Source organism: Candidatus Limnocylindrales bacterium, assembly GCA_035626395.1.
Lineage (GTDB): Bacteria > Desulfobacterota > Binatia > UBA1149 > CAITLU01 > DASPNH01.
In genome coordinates this window covers 41,400-58,762 of record DASPNR010000026.1, presented here as the reverse complement: position 1 = coordinate 58,762, position 17,363 = coordinate 41,400, and the positions used below count along the sequence as shown (strand labels likewise).

Annotated in this window: 18 protein-coding genes and 1 tRNA gene; 6 read left to right on the top strand and 13 right to left on the bottom strand. The window is 67.4% G+C overall.

The annotated features are described in order from the left end of the window. Window positions 1–9 precede the first annotated feature (9 nt). From frr to VEC57_08900, 13 genes are all read right to left on the bottom strand, one after another. Complete coding sequence (gene frr / locus VEC57_08960) at window positions 10–567, bottom strand: ribosome recycling factor (GenBank protein ID HYB99252.1); 558 nt, start codon at window positions 565–567, stop codon at window positions 10–12. Between the two features lie 10 nt (window positions 568–577). Then, window positions 578–1,291 carry a UMP kinase gene (gene pyrH / locus VEC57_08955; protein ID HYB99251.1) on the bottom strand — a complete coding sequence of 238 codons (714 nt, stop codon included), beginning with the start codon at window positions 1,289–1,291 and terminating at the stop codon, window positions 578–580. A 62-nt stretch (window positions 1,292–1,353) separates the two neighbouring features. Then, window positions 1,354–2,271 carry a translation elongation factor Ts gene (gene tsf / locus VEC57_08950; protein HYB99250.1) on the bottom strand — a complete coding sequence of 306 codons (918 nt, stop codon included), beginning with the start codon at window positions 2,269–2,271 and terminating at the stop codon, window positions 1,354–1,356. Beyond that, window positions 2,268–3,113: a 30S ribosomal protein S2 gene (rpsB, locus tag VEC57_08945; protein HYB99249.1), complete on the bottom strand. Its 846-nt coding sequence runs from the start codon at window positions 3,111–3,113 to the stop codon at window positions 2,268–2,270. Before rpsB ends, tsf begins: the two co-directional genes overlap by 4 nt. 155 nt (window positions 3,114–3,268) lie before the next feature. After that, the gene (gene rho, locus VEC57_08940; GenBank protein HYB99248.1) at window positions 3,269–4,612 is read right to left on the bottom strand and encodes a transcription termination factor Rho; all 1,344 of its coding nucleotides are present in this window, start codon (window positions 4,610–4,612) and stop codon (window positions 3,269–3,271) included. A gap of 340 nt (window positions 4,613–4,952) precedes the next feature. Then, window positions 4,953–5,882 (bottom strand): RluA family pseudouridine synthase, encoded by a 930-nt coding sequence (locus VEC57_08935; protein ID HYB99247.1) that lies wholly within the window; start codon window positions 5,880–5,882, stop codon window positions 4,953–4,955. A gap of 22 nt (window positions 5,883–5,904) precedes the next feature. Further along, complete coding sequence (locus VEC57_08930; GenBank protein ID HYB99246.1) at window positions 5,905–6,837, bottom strand: bifunctional riboflavin kinase/FAD synthetase; 933 nt, start codon at window positions 6,835–6,837, stop codon at window positions 5,905–5,907. 18 nt (window positions 6,838–6,855) lie between these two features. Next, complete coding sequence (gene ybgF / locus VEC57_08925) at window positions 6,856–7,650, bottom strand: tol-pal system protein YbgF (GenBank protein HYB99245.1); 795 nt, start codon at window positions 7,648–7,650, stop codon at window positions 6,856–6,858. A 10-nt stretch (window positions 7,651–7,660) separates the two neighbouring features. Further along, window positions 7,661–8,203: an OmpA family protein gene (locus VEC57_08920; protein HYB99244.1), complete on the bottom strand. Its 543-nt coding sequence runs from the start codon at window positions 8,201–8,203 to the stop codon at window positions 7,661–7,663. Between the two features lie 67 nt (window positions 8,204–8,270). Beyond that, window positions 8,271–9,587 carry a Tol-Pal system beta propeller repeat protein TolB gene (gene tolB / locus VEC57_08915; protein HYB99243.1) on the bottom strand — a complete coding sequence of 439 codons (1,317 nt, stop codon included), beginning with the start codon at window positions 9,585–9,587 and terminating at the stop codon, window positions 8,271–8,273. A 17-nt stretch (window positions 9,588–9,604) separates the two neighbouring features. Further along, entirely contained in the window at window positions 9,605–10,675 is a 1,071-nt protein-coding gene (locus VEC57_08910; GenBank protein ID HYB99242.1) for a TonB family protein, read from the bottom strand. Between the two features lie 11 nt (window positions 10,676–10,686). Further along, a complete protein-coding gene (gene tolR / locus VEC57_08905; protein ID HYB99241.1) occupies window positions 10,687–11,100 on the bottom strand; it encodes a protein TolR in 414 nt (137 codons plus the stop codon). Window positions 11,101–11,110: 10 nt separating this feature from the next. Further along, a complete protein-coding gene (locus tag VEC57_08900) occupies window positions 11,111–11,773 on the bottom strand; it encodes a MotA/TolQ/ExbB proton channel family protein (GenBank protein ID HYB99240.1) in 663 nt (220 codons plus the stop codon). 297 nt (window positions 11,774–12,070) lie between these two features. Here VEC57_08900 and gap point away from each other — a divergent pair, with 297 nt between their 5' ends. The 6 genes from gap (at window position 12,071) to VEC57_08870 (ending at window position 17,357) form a co-directional block, all read left to right on the top strand. Then, window positions 12,071–13,075, top strand: coding sequence for a type I glyceraldehyde-3-phosphate dehydrogenase (gap, locus tag VEC57_08895; GenBank protein HYB99239.1), 1,005 nt, complete (start codon window positions 12,071–12,073; stop codon window positions 13,073–13,075). A 19-nt stretch (window positions 13,076–13,094) separates the two neighbouring features. After that, window positions 13,095–14,288, top strand: a complete 1,194-nt coding sequence (locus VEC57_08890; GenBank protein HYB99238.1) for a phosphoglycerate kinase — start codon at window positions 13,095–13,097, stop codon at window positions 14,286–14,288. Then, window positions 14,285–15,049: a triose-phosphate isomerase gene (gene tpiA / locus VEC57_08885; GenBank protein HYB99237.1), complete on the top strand. Its 765-nt coding sequence runs from the start codon at window positions 14,285–14,287 to the stop codon at window positions 15,047–15,049. Before VEC57_08890 ends, tpiA begins: the two co-directional genes overlap by 4 nt. After that, window positions 15,046–15,834 (top strand): preprotein translocase subunit SecG, encoded by a 789-nt coding sequence (gene secG, locus VEC57_08880; GenBank protein ID HYB99236.1) that lies wholly within the window; start codon window positions 15,046–15,048, stop codon window positions 15,832–15,834. The genes tpiA and secG overlap by 4 nt, the downstream gene beginning before the upstream one ends. Window positions 15,835–15,859: 25 nt before the next feature. After that, window positions 15,860–15,945, top strand: a tRNA-Leu gene (locus VEC57_08875). Window positions 15,946–16,067: 122 nt separating this feature from the next. Then, window positions 16,068–17,357, top strand: coding sequence for a hemolysin family protein (locus VEC57_08870; protein ID HYB99235.1), 1,290 nt, complete (start codon window positions 16,068–16,070; stop codon window positions 17,355–17,357). Window positions 17,358–17,363: the final 6 nt, after the last annotated feature.

The window sequence follows — 17,363 nt, the reverse complement described above, 5'->3', positions numbered from 1 at the left end:
CGGCTCCGCTCAGATCGACATGATCTCTTGTTCTTTGGCCGCCACGAGCGCGTCGATCTGGTGGATCGTCTCGTCGGTCAGCTTCTGAACCTTCTCCACGGCGGCGCGGTGCTCGTCCTGGGTGATTTCCTTCTCGTTCTCGGCTTCCTTCAGGAGCTCGTTGGCATCGCGCCGATGACTGCGCGCCGAGACCTTGTGCTGCTCGGCCTCTTTCTTGAGTTGCTTGACCAGATCCTTGCGGCGCTCGCCCGTCAGCTCGGGGATCGGAATCCGCAGCAGGTGGCCGTCGCTGACCGGCGAGAGGCCGAGATCGGAGGTGCGGATGGCCTTGTCGATGGCGCCCACGGTGCTCTTGTCGAACGGCTGCACCAGCAGCAGGCGCGCCTCCGGAGCGGAGACGGTCGCCAGCTTGTTCAGCGGCGTCGAGGAGCCGTAGTAGTCGACGAAGACGTGGTCGAGAAGCGCGGGCGTGGCGCGGCCGGCACGGATGCGCGCCATGTCGCGCTTCAGAGACACGATCGTCTCCTGCATCTGGTTCTGCAGATCCTTGAGGATTTCGTCGGTCATGGCTGCACCCTCATCGAGCGTCGGCTCGCCCCTCTCCTCCTACGATCGTACCGATCGCTTCGCCCGCGATCGCCCGCACGATGTTGCCGGGGCGCGTGACATCGAAGACGATGATCGGCATCTCGTTCTCCATGCAAAGCGAGATCGCAGTGGTGTCCATCACGCGCAGTCCACGCTCGAGCACCTCGAAGTGCGTCAGCGACTCGAAGCGCCTGGCACCAGCGACCTTCTCCGGATCGGCATCGTAGACGCCGTCCACCCGCGTCGCTTTCATGATGACGTCGGCGCCGATCTCGACCGCCCGCAAGCTTGCCGCCGTGTCGGTGGTGAAGAAAGGATTGCCCGTGCCCGCGGCGAAGATCACCACACGTCCCTTCTCCAGGTGCCGCGTTGCGCGGCGCCGGATATAGGGCTCGGCCACTTCGCGGATCTCCAGCGCCGACAGGACGCGGGTCGGCACGTCGAGCTTTTCGAGCGAATCCTGCACCGCCAGACTGTTGAGTACCGTGGCGAGCATGCCCATGTAGTCGCCGGTGGCGCGGTCCATGCCCATGTCGGCGGCCTTGAGCCCGCGGAAGATGTTGCCGCCGCCGACGACCAGAGCCAGCTCGGTGCCGAGGCGATGCGCGTCGCGAATCTCGCCCGCGAGCTGCCCGACCATGCTCGGGCTGATGCCGTAATCCCCCTCGCCGGCCAGCGACTCACCGCTCAGCTTGAGCAGCACCCGCCGGTACCGTGGCTGTAGCCGGGGGGTCGTCGCCGCGTCCGACATCGGAGGATGCGCGCTCAGGCGCTGTGGCCGATCGTCTGAGCGACCTCGGCGGCGAGATTGCTCTGCTTCTTCTCGATGCCCTCGCCGAGCTGATAGCGCGCGAAGCGCTTCACCTGGAGCGTGGCGCCCGTTTCCTTGGCGACGCCGGCGATGAGCTTGGTGATGGTGACGTCGGAGTCGCGCACGTACTCCTGCTCGAGAAGGCACGTCTCGCCGTAGAACTTCTCGATGCGGCCATCGACGATCTTCTCGACGATCTTCTCGGGCTTGCCCGAAGCGAGCGCCTGCTGCTTGAAAATCTCGCGCTCGCCCGCCAGCTCGTGCTCGGCGACCTGGTCGCGCGAGACGTAGCGCGGAAAGGCCGCGGCCACCTGCATGGCGAGCGACTTTGCGAGCTCCTCGTGGCGCGAGTCGGCGCCGTCGAGCTCGACGATCACGCCGATCTTGCCGCCGGCGTGCACGTAGCTGCCGACGATGCCGCTGGTGGTGTACCTGGTGAAGCGCCGCAGCCCGATGTTCTCGCCGATGGAGGCAACCGCCTCGCGCAGCACCTCGCCGATGGGCTGGCCACCGGCAATCGTGACGTCGGCCGCGGTTTCGCCGGTTCCCTCGGTGGCGGAAGCGGCGAGCAGCGCGTTGCCGAGCTTGTCGAGAAGCTGGCGAAACGGCTCGGTCTTGGCGACGAAGTCGGTCTCGCAGTTGAGCTCGAGGATCACCGCGCTTTTGGAATCGGCGCTCGAGTAGATGCCGATGGCGCCCTCGGCGGCCACGCGGCCGGCCTTCTTGGACGCACCGGCAAGGCCCTTTTCGCGGAGGATGGAAACCGCGCGCTCGAGGTCACCTTCGGCCTCGGCCAGCGCCTTCTTGCAATCCATCATGCCCGCGCCGGTACGGTCGCGCAGGTCCTTGACGGTCTTGGCGTCGATGCTCATTCGCTGGCACCCGTATCGAAGTCGCCGGCAGCGAACGGCGTCTGGGAGCCGTCCGAGAACGTGTGCTCGGCGCCCGCGCCGGCCATGTCGGAATAAAGCGCAGCCGAGCTGAACGCGTTGCTGTCGCCCTTGTCGGCGATCGCGCTGCGCTCCTTGGATTCGGCCGCTCCTTCCAAAGCCGAGTCGGCCATTGCGGCGCAGAAAAGGCGGATGGCGCGGATCGCGTCGTCGTTGCCTGGCACGCAGTAGGCGATACGGTCGGGATCGCAGTTGGTGTCGACCACCGCGACCACGGGGATCTTCAGGCGGTTGGCCTCGGCCACCGCGATCTGCTCCCGGTCGGGATCGATGACGAAGATGGCATCGGGCGGGCGCTTCATCTCGCGGATGCCTTCGAGGTTGAACTGGAGCTTGTCGAGCTCGCGCTGCATGAGCAGGCGCTCTTTCTTCTTGTAGACCGTGGCGCTGGTGGGATCGGCCAGGGTCTCCTCGAGCTTGCGCAGGCGATCGATGGACTGCTTGATGGTCTGGAAGTTCGTCAGCGTGCCGCCCAGCCAGCGGTTGTTGACGTAGTACTGACCGCAGCGCTCGGCCTCCGTCCTGATGGCCTCCTGCGCCTGCTTCTTGGTGCCCACGAACAGCAGCGTCCCTCCCCGGGCGGTGACTTCGCGAACGAAATCGCAGGCCTCACGGAAAAGATTGACCGTCTGCTGAAGGTCGATGATGTGGATGCCGTTGCGCGCGCCGAAGATGTAGGGGCGCATTTTGGGGTTCCAGCGGCTGGTCTGGTGGCCGAAGTGCACTCCGGCTTCCAGCAGCTGTTTCATCGTAACCTGGCTCATCGAGCTACCATTCCTCACCTCGTTATCGAGACCTCTTATCGAGCACCGTTCTCAGGCCAATCGCGGCCCAATAACAAAAGACTTTCCGGGATGCAACGCGTCAGGGCCCGGGCACGGACGGACCGCGCGACTGCGGTCGCGTGGGTCGTGGTGGCCTACTGGTTCATCGAGTCCAGGAATTCCTTGTTCGTCTTCGTTCCCTTCATCTTGCCGAGCAGGAATTCCATCGCCTCGACCGTGTTCAGCTGCGTCAGCAGCTTGCGGAGGACGAACACCCGCGTCAGAGCGTCCTTCTCCAGCAGCAGGTCTTCCTTGCGGGTACCCGACTTCTGGATGTCGATGGTGGGGAACACGCGCCGGTCCATCAGGCGGCGGTCCAGATGGATCTCGCAGTTACCGGTGCCCTTGAACTCCTCGAAGATGACCTCGTCCATTCGGCTGCCGGTGTCGACGAGCGCGGTGCCGATGATGGTCAGGCTGCCGCCGTCCTCGATGTTGCGGGCCGCGCCGAAGAACTTCTTCGGCCCGCGCAGGGCGTTGGAATCCACGCCGCCCGACAGGATCTTGCCGCTCGGCGGCACGGTGGCGTTGTAGGCGCGCGCAAGTCGGGTGATCGAATCGAGCAGAATCACCACGTCGCGGCCGTGCTCGACCAGGCGCTTGGCCTTCTCGATCACCATCTCGGCCACCTGCACGTGGCGCGTCGGCGGCTCGTCGAACGTCGAGGAAATGACCTCGCCCTTGACCGAGCGCTGCATGTCAGTGACTTCCTCGGGCCGCTCATCGATGAGCAGAACGATGAGGATCACTTCCTTGTTGTTCTCGGCGATGCCGTGCGCGATCGACTGCAGCATCACCGTCTTTCCCGTGCGCGGCGCGGCGACGATCAGGGCGCGCTGGCCCTTGCCGATCGGGACCATGAGGTCGATGACGCGCGTGGTGTAGTCGGTCGGGTCGTGCGACAGGACGAGCGGCTCGTTGGGATACAGCGGCGTCAGGTTGTCGAACAGGACCTTGTCGCGTGCCTTCTCCGGCTCGTCGTAGTTGATCGCCGAGACCTTGAGCAGCGCGAAATATCGCTCGCCTTCCTTGGGAGAGCGGATCAGGCCGGAGACGACGTCGCCGGTACGAAGGCCGAAACGGCGGACCTGGCTGGGGGAGATGTAGATGTCGTCCGGGCCGGGCAGATAGTTCGAGTCGGGGGCGCGAAGGAAGCCGAAGCCGTCCGGGAGGATTTCGAGAACGCCTTCACCGAAGACGTTTCCGCTCTTGGCCGCCTGCGCCTCCAGGAGCTTGAAGATCAGCTCCTGCTTGCGCATCGTGGCGACGCCCTCGACGCCGAGGTCGCGCGCAATATCGGCCAGCTCGCGCGCCGTCTTCTGCTTGAGCTCCTTGAGATCGAGCGTGGGCATCCCGGGGACCGGTGCCGCCGCCGCCTGTTCCTCCTCGGGCGTGATGTCGTCCTTGGGACGGGAGTTGTTGTGCCTCTGGCGCCCCATGGACTTGTCCTGACGGCCGGAGCGATGACGCTCCTCGCCGTGTTTCCTTTCTCTGGCTGATTCGCCGGTGCGTTCGGGCATAAAACCTAGGTGGAACCGCTTGGTTCGATCGCGCACCCGTCTCCCTCTCCCAAGGGCCCGGACCCGCGATCATTGAGGCTAGATTGATGGAGGCCCGGAGGTCCCTCGGGCTGCTCCCTCGAGACCGGCCAACTCAGGCATCGGCGCATACGCCTACGAACTGGCAACTCCGTCGGCTGGCGCGATGCTTGACCGGACGTCGGAAACGGCGCGTTTCCGGGCGGGACAGTCGCGAAGCTAGAGCATCCATGGCTGGCAGTCAACCAGGATTCCCCCGGCCTGGCCCGCCCCCTCGAAGCGAGTCCAGCAGCGCATGCAGGTCGGCGGCCAGCGGCGCTTCGATGCGGATGCGCCGCCCGTCGCAAGGCCGCTCGATTTCGATCGCCGCAGCATGCAGGGCCTGACGAGGATGCGCTGGCCGGGTGCCAGGCCGCCGTCCGTAGACCTTGTCGCCGACGATCGGCCACCCACGGGCGGCCAGGTGCACGCGGATCTGGTGCGTGCGTCCCGTGCGCGGACGCACCTCGAGCAGGGTGGCGCCGGCGCGCTCGAACAGCTCGCGCGGCTCGTAGTCGGAGACGGCGCTGCGCGATCGCCGTGCGTGCGTCGACATCCGCTTGCGGTCGCTGGGGTGGCGGCCGATCGGCGCATCGATGGTCCCGCCGCTGCGCACCAGCCCATGCACCAGTGCCAGATACTCCTTGCGCACGCTGCGCTCGCGGAATTGCTTGGATAGCGCTTCGTGCGCCACCACCGTGCGCGCCACCAGAATGACGCCGGAGGTATCGCGATCGAGCCGGTGCACGATCCCGGCGCGATGAGGCAAAGCGGCCGCAGCCGAGGCCGAGTAACGGTGAAGGATGGCGTTGACGAGGGTGCCGGCGCGATTGCCGGCTGCAGGATGCACGACCATTCCCGCCGGCTTGTCCACCGCCACGATGTCCTCGTCCTCGTAGAGCACGCGCAGCTCGATGGCTTCGGCGACAGGTGCCGCTTCGGCATCCTCGGCGGGCGAGCCCACGAGCACGACCGTCTCTCCGCCGCGCAGTCTCATCGAGGGCCGCACCGGTCTGTCGCCGATGCGCAGCCGGCCCTGCTCGCAAGCAAGCTTGATTTGCGACCGAGTCGGAGCATCGGGCTGCGCGGCCAGCCACACATCCAGACGCGCACCGCCGCCGCCGGGCGGCACGAGAAACTCTCGCGGCGCGCGCTCAGCCACGGCGCGCGGCCAGCACGGCCTTGGCCTCGGCGACGTCCTTCTCGATCTGCGCGACCAGGGCTGTGGGCGACTCGAAGCGCTGCTGGTCGCGGAGCCTGGCCAGAAAGTCGAGCGCGATGGGGCGCCCGTAGATGTCCCCGACGTCCGCGAAGATGTGGGCCTCGATGACGCTCTCGCCGCCTCCGAACGTCGGCGTGCTGCCGATGGAAGTCACGCTGTCGAGTTCCTGTCCGTCCAGATGGACCACCGTGACATAGACGCCGTCGCCGGGCGGCAGCGGCGTGCGCGGCCGCACGTTGGCGGTCGCGAAGCCGAGCCCCTTGCCGCGGCCGGCGCCGTGCCGCACGCGCCCGCGCACGCGGTGCGGCCTTCCGAGCAGGCGATGCGCGGACGCCACGTCGCCCGCGGCGACGAGCTCACGGATGCGGCTCGAATGGACCGGAACGCCGTCGACCTCCACCGGCCCGATCACCTCGACGGCAAAGCCGTGCCGGGCTCCCGCCGCGATCAACGTATCGACGTTGCCGCTGCGGCCGCGACCGAAATTGAGATCGTGGCCGACCAGGATCTTCTGCGCGTCCAGAATCTCGACGAGGAAGCGCCGTATGAAGTCGTCGGCCTCGATGGCGGCGAAGTCGCGCGAGAAGCGCTGCACGACCGTGACGTCGACGCCGTGGCGGGCCAGCGTGGCGAGGCGGTCGCCGAGCGTCATCAGCAGGCGCGGCGCGGCCTGCGGACGCACGACGGCGACCGGATGCGGATCGAACGTCAGAACGACCGCGGGCGCGTGGCGGGCACGAGCGTCGCGAATCAGCTGTCGGAGGATGACCTGGTGGCCGTGGTGGACGCCGTCGAAGTTGCCGATCGTGACGACCGGTGCGCGTACCGACCCGCGAGCGCGGTCGAGACTACGGACGATCCTCATCGGCGAAGCGAGGCGTCCTCATCCGCCGATCTCGTTGAGCATGCGCGAGGCCTTGGCGGCCTCGTCGGTGCCCGGGTAGCGGTTGATGACCTTTTGCAGGCTCAGGCGCGCGTCGACGCGGTCGCCGACGATGCGGAAGGCTTCGGCCTGCCGCAGCAGCGCTGCAGGCGCACGATCGCCCGAGCCGTAGCTGGTCGATACCAGGTTCAGCTCGATGATGGCGCGGTGGTAGAGACCCTTGCGGAAGTAGGCCTCACCGATCCAGTACTGCGCATCGTCCGCGTACGGCGACGACGCGTTGTCGTGAAGGAAGTTGCGGAACGACTGGATGGCTTCGTCGTGGTCGCCCGCATTGAGCGAGCGCATTGCCGAATCATAGCTCGTGCCGACGAGGTCGGTCGGGACCGAGCCTCCCTGCGGTGCAGCCGGCGCCGGACGGTCCGGCTGCGTCTGCGGGATCGAGGCAACGTCGCCCGCGCGCGGATCCTCGTCGGCGGGCTCGTCGACGGGGAACTCGGGCTGGGCAGTCATCGGGGAGGTCGGTTGGCGGTAGCGATCCTGTTCCAGGCCTGCGCCGGAGGGACCGTACACGGGGCGGCTGCTCGGCCGCCGCCCGAAGCGCATCTCGTCGAGCGCCGCCTGCATCGTCTCCTGCTCGCGCTGCAGGTCCTCGATGGCCCGGCGCTGCTCGAGAACGAGCGTGCGCAGGTCTTCGTAGCGACGCTCGACGTTGCCGCCCTGCTGCGCGGAGCAGGCGGCCAGCGTCGCCGTCAGAGCGGCAAGCAGGAGAACATGCAGGCGGGAGTTGGTCATCGCGGACTGGCTACTCCGTCAGATCGACGAGGTGAGCGCGCCGGTTCTGGCTCCAGCATGACTCGCTGGACTCGCGGCACACCGGCAGCTCCTCGCCGTAGCTGACCGTCGACAGGCGTGACGAGCTGATGCCGACCGCAACCAGGCCGTCGCGGACCGCCTTGGCGCGGCGCGCACCCAGCGCCAGGTTGTACTCGGCCGTCCCGCGCTCGTCGCAGTGGCCTTCGATCTCGATGCGTCCCTTTTCGGCGCGCAGCAGCTCGGCGTTGTAACGGACGGCCTGCGTGCCCGCGCTATCGAGCTCGGAGGAATCGTAGGCGAAATAGATTTCTTCGAAACGGCCGCCGCCGACGCGGCGGCCTGCCTGCGCATCGGCCAGGCTTCCGCGCGAGCCGCCGAATTCGCTGTCGCTCAGCGACGAGTCCGATTCGAGCTCGCTGTCCGATTGCTTCGACGAGCAGCCGCTCGTCAACCCCAACGCAAGGCCGACACCGATGACGACGGTCGCCACTCTGACCCGCCCCACCCACACACGTCCAAGACCCATGGTCATCCTCCGAAGCGCTCGCGGCGCGCTGTACTGGTTCATCGAAACGGGACGCAGGAAGGCGTTTTGCGCCCTAATCAAGCCGCCTCGACCAACTTGGGGAAGTATCATCCCCATTGCCGGTGGTCAATTCGTGTTCCCAGTGACCTGTGACATCTGCAAGCCACAGTTTCTTGCGATTCTTGGTCTCGCGCGAGAACGCGATGAAGCGCGAGTCTGGCGACCATGACGGGTCTTCATTGGAGCCGACGAACGTCACTTGCCGCGGCGTACCGCCGCCGGCCGGAACGACGAAGATGTGGAAGTCGCGACCGACGCGCCCGGCGTAGGCGATGTAGCGGCCGTCGGGCGACCAGGCGGGAGCGCAGTTGTAGCTGCCCTGGAATGTCACGCGCGAAACCGACTTGTCGGGATAGCCCATCGTGTAGACCTGCGGAGTGCCTCCGCGCGACGAGCAGAACGCCAGGCGCCGGCCGTCGGGCGACCACGACGGATCGACGTCGATGCCCCAGTGCTCGGTCAGGCGCTGCTGTCCGCTGGTGGCCATCTCGAGCGCGAAGATGTCGGTGTTGCCAGCCTCCTCGCGGGCAACCGCCAGGACGCGGCCGCCGGGGTGCCAGGTGCCGCCGATGTTCAGTCCCATCTTGGCGGCGATCTGGGTCTCGGCACGCGATCCCAGCCGCACGCTCCACAGCCCGGCGTTGCCGCCGCGGAAGCTGGTGAAGACGATCGAGCCGAGGTCGGGGCTCCACGACGGCGCCATCGTGATGGAGCGGTGGTCGGTGACCTTCTGGACGGCGCCGTCGAGCGTCATCACGTGCACGTCCTTCATCCGCTGATTGCGGTTGGAGATGAAGGCGATCCGGGAGTCGAAGGGCCCGGGGATGCCGGTGGTGAACTCGAGAATCGCATCGGCCGTCCGGTGCGCCATGCGCGCGACGTCGCCGGCAGAGCCGCGGATGCGGCGGCCACCGAGCATCGAGCGGCCCGGCACGTCGAAGTAGGCGAACTCCAGAGTCACCTCTCCGCCGCGTCGCTCGTAGCGGCCGAGCACCAGGCCGCGTGCGCCGAGCGCCTGCCAGTTCAGGAAGTTCACCTTCTCGGGCGCGAACGGGCCCGCCGGCACGCCTTCGATGTAGGCCGAGCGGTCGATGACGCGGTACATGCCGCTCAGCTCGAGGTCGTGGTCGAGGACGCGTGCGAACTCCCGCTCGAGAGCAGGATCGTCGCCGCCGAGCGCTGCCAGCGGAGCGACCGCGATCGGCACCTTGTTGGCGCCGGGGCCGTAGATGTCGATGCGTGGCTGCGCCGACGCGCTTCCTGCCACGGCGGCCAGCGTCAGCGCCGCGGCCATCGCGGTAACGATTCGACTGCGAGAGAAAATCTCCATGACACCTCGTCCTGCCACTACTCGTCGCTCCCCGGGGGATGGAACACCAGCGTGATGTCCGCGAATTCCGACCGTACGCTCGGCGGCGGCGGCGCCAGCGACCCGATCGCACGGAGGGCGTTGATCGCCGATTCGTCGAAGAGCGCATTTCCGGAGCGCTCGGTCACGCGCGTGTCGGCGATTCTCCCGTCGGGAAGAATGCTGACTCGAACTGCCACGGCCAGCGCCGGATCCTGCGAGCCGTTCCAGATCCACTCCGACTTCACCAGCGAATAGATGTAGGCGATGTAGGCGTAGTACTCGGGGCTGCGCGTGGCCCCACCGCCACCACCGCCGCCCGGCGTTCCGAAGGATCCACCGCCCGGCTGTTCGCCGGCGCCGGGCTCGACCGCACCTGGCGATGCCGCCGAGGCGGGCCCTGGCTTGGACGGTGCCGGTGTCGTGGATCCGGTCGGCCCCAGAGGTGCGGGCTTCGGCAACGGCCTGACGGGCTCCTTCTTCGGCTCGTCCTTCGCATCCGCTTTGCCCGCGGGCTTTCCTTCTTCCTTGGGCGGCTCCGGTTTGGCAGCAGGCTGCGGCGCCGGCTTCGCCTGCGGCTTGGGCTCGGGCTTTGGTGCTGGTTTCGGCTCCGGTTTCGGCTCCGGTTTCGGCTCCGGTTTGGGCTCCGGCTTCGGTTCCGGCTTCGGCTCCGGCTTCGGTTCCGGCTTCGGCTCCGGCTTCGGTTCGGCCTTCGGCGGCTCGGGCTTGGGCTTGGGTGTCGGCTCGGCCGCCGGCGGCGCCGGCGACTTCGGCTGCGGCTTGGCTGCTTCGGGCGGCTTGGGAGCGGCCGGCTTGGCCGGCTGCGTCTTGCCGCCTTTCGGCGCGGCGAGCGGCCCAACTTTGAAAACCGCCGAGTCGCCCGGCGGAGAGACCAGATCCACCATCGCGCCGCCCGGCATCTCGAATGGCCGCGGTGCCGGCGCGAACATCGAGTAAAGCAAAAGCGCCGCGACGACGGCGACATGGCCGGCCAGCGACCACAGCAGGGCGCGCAGAAGTCGGGGGTCGAAGCGCGCCATCCCGAAGCTTTCGGGCGCCTGGTCGCGCATGGCAGTGGCCACTATGTCGCTCCGGGCTCGGTGATGAGGCCGAGCTTGTCGATGCCCGCCGCTTTGAGCGAAGCGATGACCTCGACGACGATGCCATAGTCGGCGCGCGTGTCGCCGCGCACGTAGACGATCTGGTGCGGTTTCTCGGCGAGGATGCCCTTGATCGTCGTGGCAAGCTTTTCCGGATTGGTCTGCGTGTCGTTGAGGTAGACCTTGCCTTCGTTGGTCACCGAGACGACCAGAGCCACGTCGTCGCCCTGCATCTGATTGCCGCCCGCCTTCGGCAGCTGCACGTCCACGCCCTGCTGGATGATGGGCGCCGTCACCATGAAGATGACCAGCAGCACCAGCATCACGTCGACCAGCGGGGTGACGTTGATGCCGGCTACGGTCCCGCCCTCGCCCGATTCCTCTCCGCCGCCCATGACCGACCTCTCAGTTGAGGAAATGACGCTCGGCGATGTTCAGGAATTCGGAGATGAAGCTGTCGATCTCGCTGGCGATGACACGAGCGGCCCGCGCGTAGTGGTTGTAGGCGACCAGAGCCGGGATGGCCGCGGCCAGTCCGGCGGCAGTGGCGATCAGCGCCTCGGAAATACCGGGCGCCACCGCCTGGATACTGGAGGGCCCGCCGGCGCTCAGGCCGCGAAACGAGTTCATGATGCCCCACACCGTGCCGAACAGCCCGATGAAGGGTGTGGTGCTGGAGGTCGTGGCCAGGAAGGTCAGCAGCTTGTCCAGCTCGGTGCGCTCGCGCGTGGCCGCGCGCCGCATGGCCCGCTCGACGTTGGCGACGCCGGCGAGCTCCGTGGTCAGGCCCTCTTCGGCGGCGGCCTTCTTCTTGTTGCGCAGCCGCAGGAGCTCCTCGTAGCCGGCGGTGAAGACGGCAGCCAGCGGATTCGAACCGAGTTGCGCGCAGGCGCGCGAGACTTCGGCCAGGTTGCGAGTCTCCCAGAACAGCCGCTGGAATTCCTCGGCCCCCTTGCGCGCAGCGTGAAACTGTCGCGCCTTGAAGAGGATGATTCCCCAACTCGCCACCGACGCCGCGATGAGCGAGTACAGCACTGCGAGCACGACCGGGCCGGACCCGGTGAGCATGTGCCAGTACGAAAGATCTTGAGCTTGAGGTGTCACTTAACGAGCTGCCGCATCCACCGCTCACGCCACCGCGGCGAAGGTATTCCCGGAGTGGAAGGCTGTCAATTTTGTCGCGCGAAACGGTGCACGAGCGCGTTGCGCACCATCAAGTGAGGTCTCTCAGAGGCTCTTGCGCGCGCTTGCCGGCACCTTGACTTGCAGCCGGGGCCGTGAGAAGAGCGCGCATACTTTTCCCTGGAAATCCGGCCTCTTGCCACAATCACAGAGAGAAGTTCCAAACATCGGGAGGACTTAGGGATGAGCATGCGAGTCGGCGTCAACGGCTTCGGCAGAATCGGTCGCAACATGCTGCGCGCGGCGCTCGGTCGAAGCGAGTTCGAGATCGTGGCCGTCAACGACCTCACCAGCGCGCAGACGTTGGCTCATCTGCTCAAGCACGACTCGGTTCACGGCGCCTTCCCCGCCACCGTCGAAGTCTCGGGCAATGACATCGCCGTCGACGGCAAGACGGTCCGTGTGCTGTCGGTGCGCAATCCGAAGGAACTGCCGTGGAAGGAACTCGGCGTGGACGTGGTGGTCGAGTCCACCGGCATGTTCACCAAGCGCGAGCAGGCGGCGCAGCACCTGGAGGCGGGGGCCAGGAAAGTCATCATCTCGGCGCCCGCCAGCGGCGTCGAGCTTACCGTATGCTACGGCGTCAACCACCAGAGCTACGACCCGGCCCAGCACCACGTCATCTCCAATGCCTCCTGCACCACCAACTGCCTGGCCCCGGTTGCCAAGGTGCTGCACGAGAGCTTCGGCCTGCGCCGCGGCATGATGACCACCGTCCACAGCTACACGAACGACCAGCGCATCCTGGACCTCCCGCACGAGGACCTTCGCCGCGCCCGCGCCGCCAACCTGTCGATGATCCCGACCACGACCGGTGCGGCCAAGGCCGTCGGCCTGGTGCTGCCCGAGCTCAAGGGCAAGCTCGACGGCATGGCGATTCGGGTCCCCACGCCCAATGTCTCCGTCGTGGACCTGGTCTTCGAGACCGACAAGAGGCCGAGCAAGGAAGAAATCAATGCGGCGGTCAAGGCGGCGGCCGAGGGCCCGCTCAAGGGCATCCTGCAGTACTGCGAGGAGCAGTTGGTGTCGTCGGACTTCAACGGAAACCGCCACTCCTCCATCTTCGACGCGGACATCACGAAGGTCCTCGAGCCCGGCTTCGCCAAGATCCTGTCGTGGTACGACAACGAGATGGGCTTCTCGGCTCGCATGTGCGACGTCACGGCGATGATCGCCAAGAGCCTCTGAGGCGGTCGAAGTTTCGGCCTTGAAGAGCATCGAACAGCTTGCGCTGCAGGGCGCGCGCGTCTTCATCCGCGTCGACTTCAATGTCCCGATCAAGGACGGCAAGGTCACCGACGCCACGCGCATCCGTGGTGCGCTGGAGACGGTGCGTTACGCGCGCAGCCGCGGCGCCAAGTTGATCCTCGCCTCGCACCTCGGGCGCCCCGACGGCAAGTTCAAGCCGGAGCTGACGCTGGGACCGGTGGCGCATGAGCTGGCCGCGGCCCTGGACTGCCCGGTGGCGCTGCTGCCGGACTGCATCGGTCCCACTGTCGAGCAGCACGTGGCGGCCATGGCTCCCGGGGACGTCGTGCTGCTGGAGAACCTGCGGTTCCACGCCGAGGAGGAGGCAAACGATCCGGCGTTCGCGCGTGCGCTCGCCGGCCTCTGCGACGTCTACGTCAATGACGCGTTCGGCACCGCGCATCGCGCCCATGCCTCCACGGCCGGCATAGTCGAACACGTTGGCGATGCCGGCGCGGGCTTCCTGCTTTTCGCCGAGGTGCGGGCGCTGTCGACGCTGCTGCAGTCGCCGGCGCGGCCGTTCGCGGCCGTGGTCGGAGGCGCGAAGGTCTCCGACAAGATCGCGCTCATGCGCAACCTTCTGGCGCGCATCGACGATCTGCTCATCGGCGGAGCGATGGCCTACACGTTCTTGCGTGCCAGGGGCGTCGAGGTCGGCGCCTCGCGCGTCGAAGAGGCCCGTCTCGACATGGCCCGCGACCTGCTGGCCGAGGCGGAAGAGCGCGGCGTGCGCGTTGCGCTGCCGGTCGATCACGTGATCGCGCAGAAGTTCGAGGAGTCGGCGCCGCCGAGCGTCACGGATGGCGAGTCGATTCAGCAGGGCTGGATGGGCCTCGATATCGGCCCGCGCACGCGACAGCAGTACGCGGACATCCTCTCGCGCGCCGCTACGGTGCTGTGGAACGGTCCGATGGGCGTGTTCGAGTGGAGCGCCTATGCCGCCGGGACCCTTGCCGTCGCCAACGCCGTGGGCGATTCGCACGCGCACAGCGTCGTCGGCGGCGGCGATTCGGTGGCGGCGCTGACGCAATCGGGGCGCTCCGGCGACATCACGCACATCTCGACGGGCGGCGGCGCGTCGCTCGAGTTTCTGGAAGGCAAGGTGCTGCCGGGCATCGCGGCACTGGACGCCAAGGAAGGACGCTGCGCATGAGAAAGCCTCTGCTGGCCGGCAACTGGAAGCTCAACGCCGGCACCGCGGCCGAAGCTCGCGCGCTGGCCACCGCGGTCGTGGCCGGATGCGGAGCCGTGCACGATCGTGAGGTCATGGTGGCCCCGCCGTTCGTCGCGCTGCCGGCGGTGGCCGACGTCGTCTCCGGATCGGCCGTCGCCCTCGGCGCACAGGATCTGTACTGGGAAGCCAGCGGGGCCTTCACCGGAGAAGTTTCGGGGCCAATGCTGATCGACGCCGGCTGCCGGTACGTCATCATCGGCCACTCCGAGCGCCGTCAATTCTTCGCCGAGACCGACTACACCGTGGCCAAGAAGGTCGCCGCGGCGCACGCGTGCGGACTGGCGCCGATTCTCTGCGTGGGCGAGTCGCTGGCGCAGCGCGACTCGGGCGAGACGATGACGCTGGTCGAAAAGCAGGTCCGGCACGGCATCGTCGAGCTGCCGGCCGAGGGCATGGCCACGCTCGTCATCGCGTATGAGCCCGTATGGGCCATTGGTACCGGCCGCACGGCCACACCGGAGCAGGCGCAGGAAGTCCACGGCCACATCCGGGCAATCCTGCGCGACGTCGCACCCGACGTGGCCGATTCCGTTCGCATTCTCTACGGCGGCAGCGTCAAGCCCGGCAACGTCGACGAGCTCATGGCATGTGCCGACGTCGATGGCGCGCTCGTCGGCGGAGCCAGCCTTTCCGCCGATGACTTTTTGCGCATCGTCCAATTTCAGGAGTTCCCATCGTGACAGTCCTTCTCGTAGCCGTTCACGTCATCGCATGCCTGGTGCTGATCCTGGTCGTGCTTCTACAGGCCGGACGCGGCGCCGACATGGGCGCGGCTTTCGGCGGCGCCAGCTCGCCCATGTTCGGCTCGGGCAGCTCGGCCAACCCGCTGGCTCGGCTGACGACGGCCACGGCGATCACGTTCATGGCCACGTCGCTGCTGCTGGCGGTCCTGTCGGCGCGGCAGGGCTCGGTGTTCGATGCGATGACGGAGCCGCTCGCCGCTCCTCCGCAGGCCGAAACGGCCCCCGCCGATGGAGTGCCCGGCGTCATTCCGGCAACGGGCGGCGGCGAGACCGATGCGCCATTCGGCGCCGAAGCGCCTCCGGCTTCGGACGCTGCCAAAGCCGCGCAGCCCGCGGGCGATGCCGCCGATGGCGCACCGCCTGCGCAGCCGGCCGCGCCGGATGCCGCAGCGCCGCCTGCCGCGCCAGCGGCGCCCGATGCTGCTCCTGCAGCGCCGGCGCCCGATGCACCTGCGCCTGGCGCCAATGCACCGGCAAGCGGTGGTGCAGCGCAGGACGCCGCTGCACCAGCAGGGAATCCCGAGGGCAACGCCGCACCTCCCGCGGCACCGACGCCGCCTGCGGAAGCCGCACCGGCGGCGCCGCCGTCGAACGCCGCAGCGCCCGCGCCTGATGCACGCGCGAAGCCAGCTGCTGCGCCCGATGCCGCGCCGGCCGACAAGCCTGCACCGGCTCCTGGTGGAGCGGCAGCGCCGGTTGACGAGTCCCCTGGGGCTCCCTAGAAACGGCGCTCCAGCTTTTCTCACTGCGAGGGTGGCGGAATGGCAGACGCGCTAGGTTGAGGGCCTAGTGGCCGAAAGGCCGTGGGGGTTCAAGTCCCCCTCCTCGCACCACGAAAGACATCGCATCCACTTCCACGGTCATCGTCGCACCGGCTTTTGCCGCCGGTGTCGTGGCATGGTTCGCAGTGGCTTTGCATCGGTAGCAGCCACGTTTCTACAATCGGTTCACCCTCATGGGCATCTTCGCCGCGTCCTTGATCCTTCTTGCATGTCTGGCGCTGGCGGCATTCTTCTCAGCTGCCGAGACCGCGTTGCTGCGGCTGCGCGAGCATGAGCTGGAGGAGGAGATTCAGGCGCAGAAAGGACCGGCAGCGCTGGCGATCCGCGATCTGCTTTCCTCGACGTCACGGCTGCTCGTTACGATCCTTCTCGGCAACAACATCGCCAACATCCTTGCGGCCTCGGTGGCATCGGCCGTCGCCGTCGACCTGCTGGGCGTGGACGCCGGCGTTCTGGTGTCGGCGATCGTGATGACGATCGTCGTCTTCCTCGCCGGCGAGGTATTTCCCAAGGCCGTGGCTGCCCACCATCCTCGCGGCACATCGACGTTCGTGGCGATCCCGCTCTACCTCATCCACCAGAGCCTGCGGCCGCTGCACATCCTGTTCGACCGCTTCATCGACCCGGCGGTGGAGAGAATGGTCGGCGGCAGGGCCAGTGCAGGCGTTCCCACCACGACCGAGGAGATCCTGCGCCTGGCCAGGCAGACCCAGCGCGGCGAGCCGGCCTCCGCGCAGACCGGCTCTCTGGCGGCGATCATCGGCGCGGCCGCCGGCGCCTCGCAGATGACAGTAAGGGATATCATGATCTCTCGCGCGGAAGTCACCGGATTTCCGATCGAAACGCCCGCTACCGCGATCCTCGACGGCATGCTCGAGGAGCGCTACACGCGCGTCCCGGTGTACGAGGGATCGATCGATCACATTCTCGGCGTCGTGCACCTGAAGGATCTCGTCAAGCTCGTCCAGGAGGGCGGTACCGACGTGCGCGGCATCCTCAAGAACGTGCTGCGCGTCCCCGAGCGCAAGCCCATCCTGCCGCTGCTCGCCGACATGCAGCACGCCTTCGTGCACATGGCCATCGTCAAGGACGAGTTCAACGTCACGCTCGGAATCGTCACGCAGGAGGACATTCTCGAAGAGCTGGTGGGCGAGATCCGCGACGAGTTCGATCGCGAGGAGCTGCTGACCATCCGGCGCCTCGGCGAAGACCACTACGAGGCGCTGGGACGCGTCAAGGTGCTCGACTTCAATCGCGAGACAGGCTGGAGCCTCCATGCCGAGCGTGGCGACACGCTGGCAGGACTGGTGTTCAACGAGCTCGGACGGGCGCCGCGGCGCTGGGAGAGCGTGCGCGTGCCGGGTTACGAGATCGTCGTCGTGGACATCTCCGGCAGTCGCATCACCCAGGTACGCATCCGCAGGATCGACGAAGAGGACGTCGAAGAGCGCACCGAAGCCTGAACGGAT

Bases quoted from the DNA above. Each gene is read 5' to 3' on its own strand.
- frr (HYB99252.1), bottom strand. From the start codon at position 567: ATGACCGACGAAATCCTCAAGGATCTGCAGAACCAGATGCAGGAGACG.
- tsf (HYB99250.1), bottom strand. From the start codon at position 2,271: ATGAGCATCGACGCCAAGACCGTCAAGGACCTGCGCGACCGTACCGGC.
- rpsB (HYB99249.1), bottom strand. From the start codon at position 3,113: ATGAGCCAGGTTACGATGAAACAGCTGCTGGAAGCCGGAGTGCACTTC.
- rho (HYB99248.1), bottom strand. From the start codon at position 4,612: ATGGGGCGCCAGAGGCACAACAACTCCCGTCCCAAGGACGACATCACG.
- VEC57_08930 (HYB99246.1), bottom strand. From the start codon at position 6,837: ATGAGGATCGTCCGTAGTCTCGACCGCGCTCGCGGGTCGGTACGCGCA.
- ybgF (HYB99245.1), bottom strand. From the start codon at position 7,650: ATGACCAACTCCCGCCTGCATGTTCTCCTGCTTGCCGCTCTGACGGCG.
- VEC57_08920 (HYB99244.1), bottom strand. From the start codon at position 8,203: ATGACCATGGGTCTTGGACGTGTGTGGGTGGGGCGGGTCAGAGTGGCG.
- tolB (HYB99243.1), bottom strand. From the start codon at position 9,587: ATGGAGATTTTCTCTCGCAGTCGAATCGTTACCGCGATGGCCGCGGCG.
- VEC57_08910 (HYB99242.1), bottom strand. From the start codon at position 10,675: ATGCGCGACCAGGCGCCCGAAAGCTTCGGGATGGCGCGCTTCGACCCC.
- tolR (HYB99241.1), bottom strand. From the start codon at position 11,100: ATGGGCGGCGGAGAGGAATCGGGCGAGGGCGGGACCGTAGCCGGCATC.
- VEC57_08900 (HYB99240.1), bottom strand. From the start codon at position 11,773: ATGCTCACCGGGTCCGGCCCGGTCGTGCTCGCAGTGCTGTACTCGCTC.
- gap (HYB99239.1), top strand. From the start codon at position 12,071: ATGAGCATGCGAGTCGGCGTCAACGGCTTCGGCAGAATCGGTCGCAAC.
- tpiA (HYB99237.1), top strand. From the start codon at position 14,285: ATGAGAAAGCCTCTGCTGGCCGGCAACTGGAAGCTCAACGCCGGCACC.
- VEC57_08870 (HYB99235.1), top strand. From the start codon at position 16,068: ATGGGCATCTTCGCCGCGTCCTTGATCCTTCTTGCATGTCTGGCGCTG.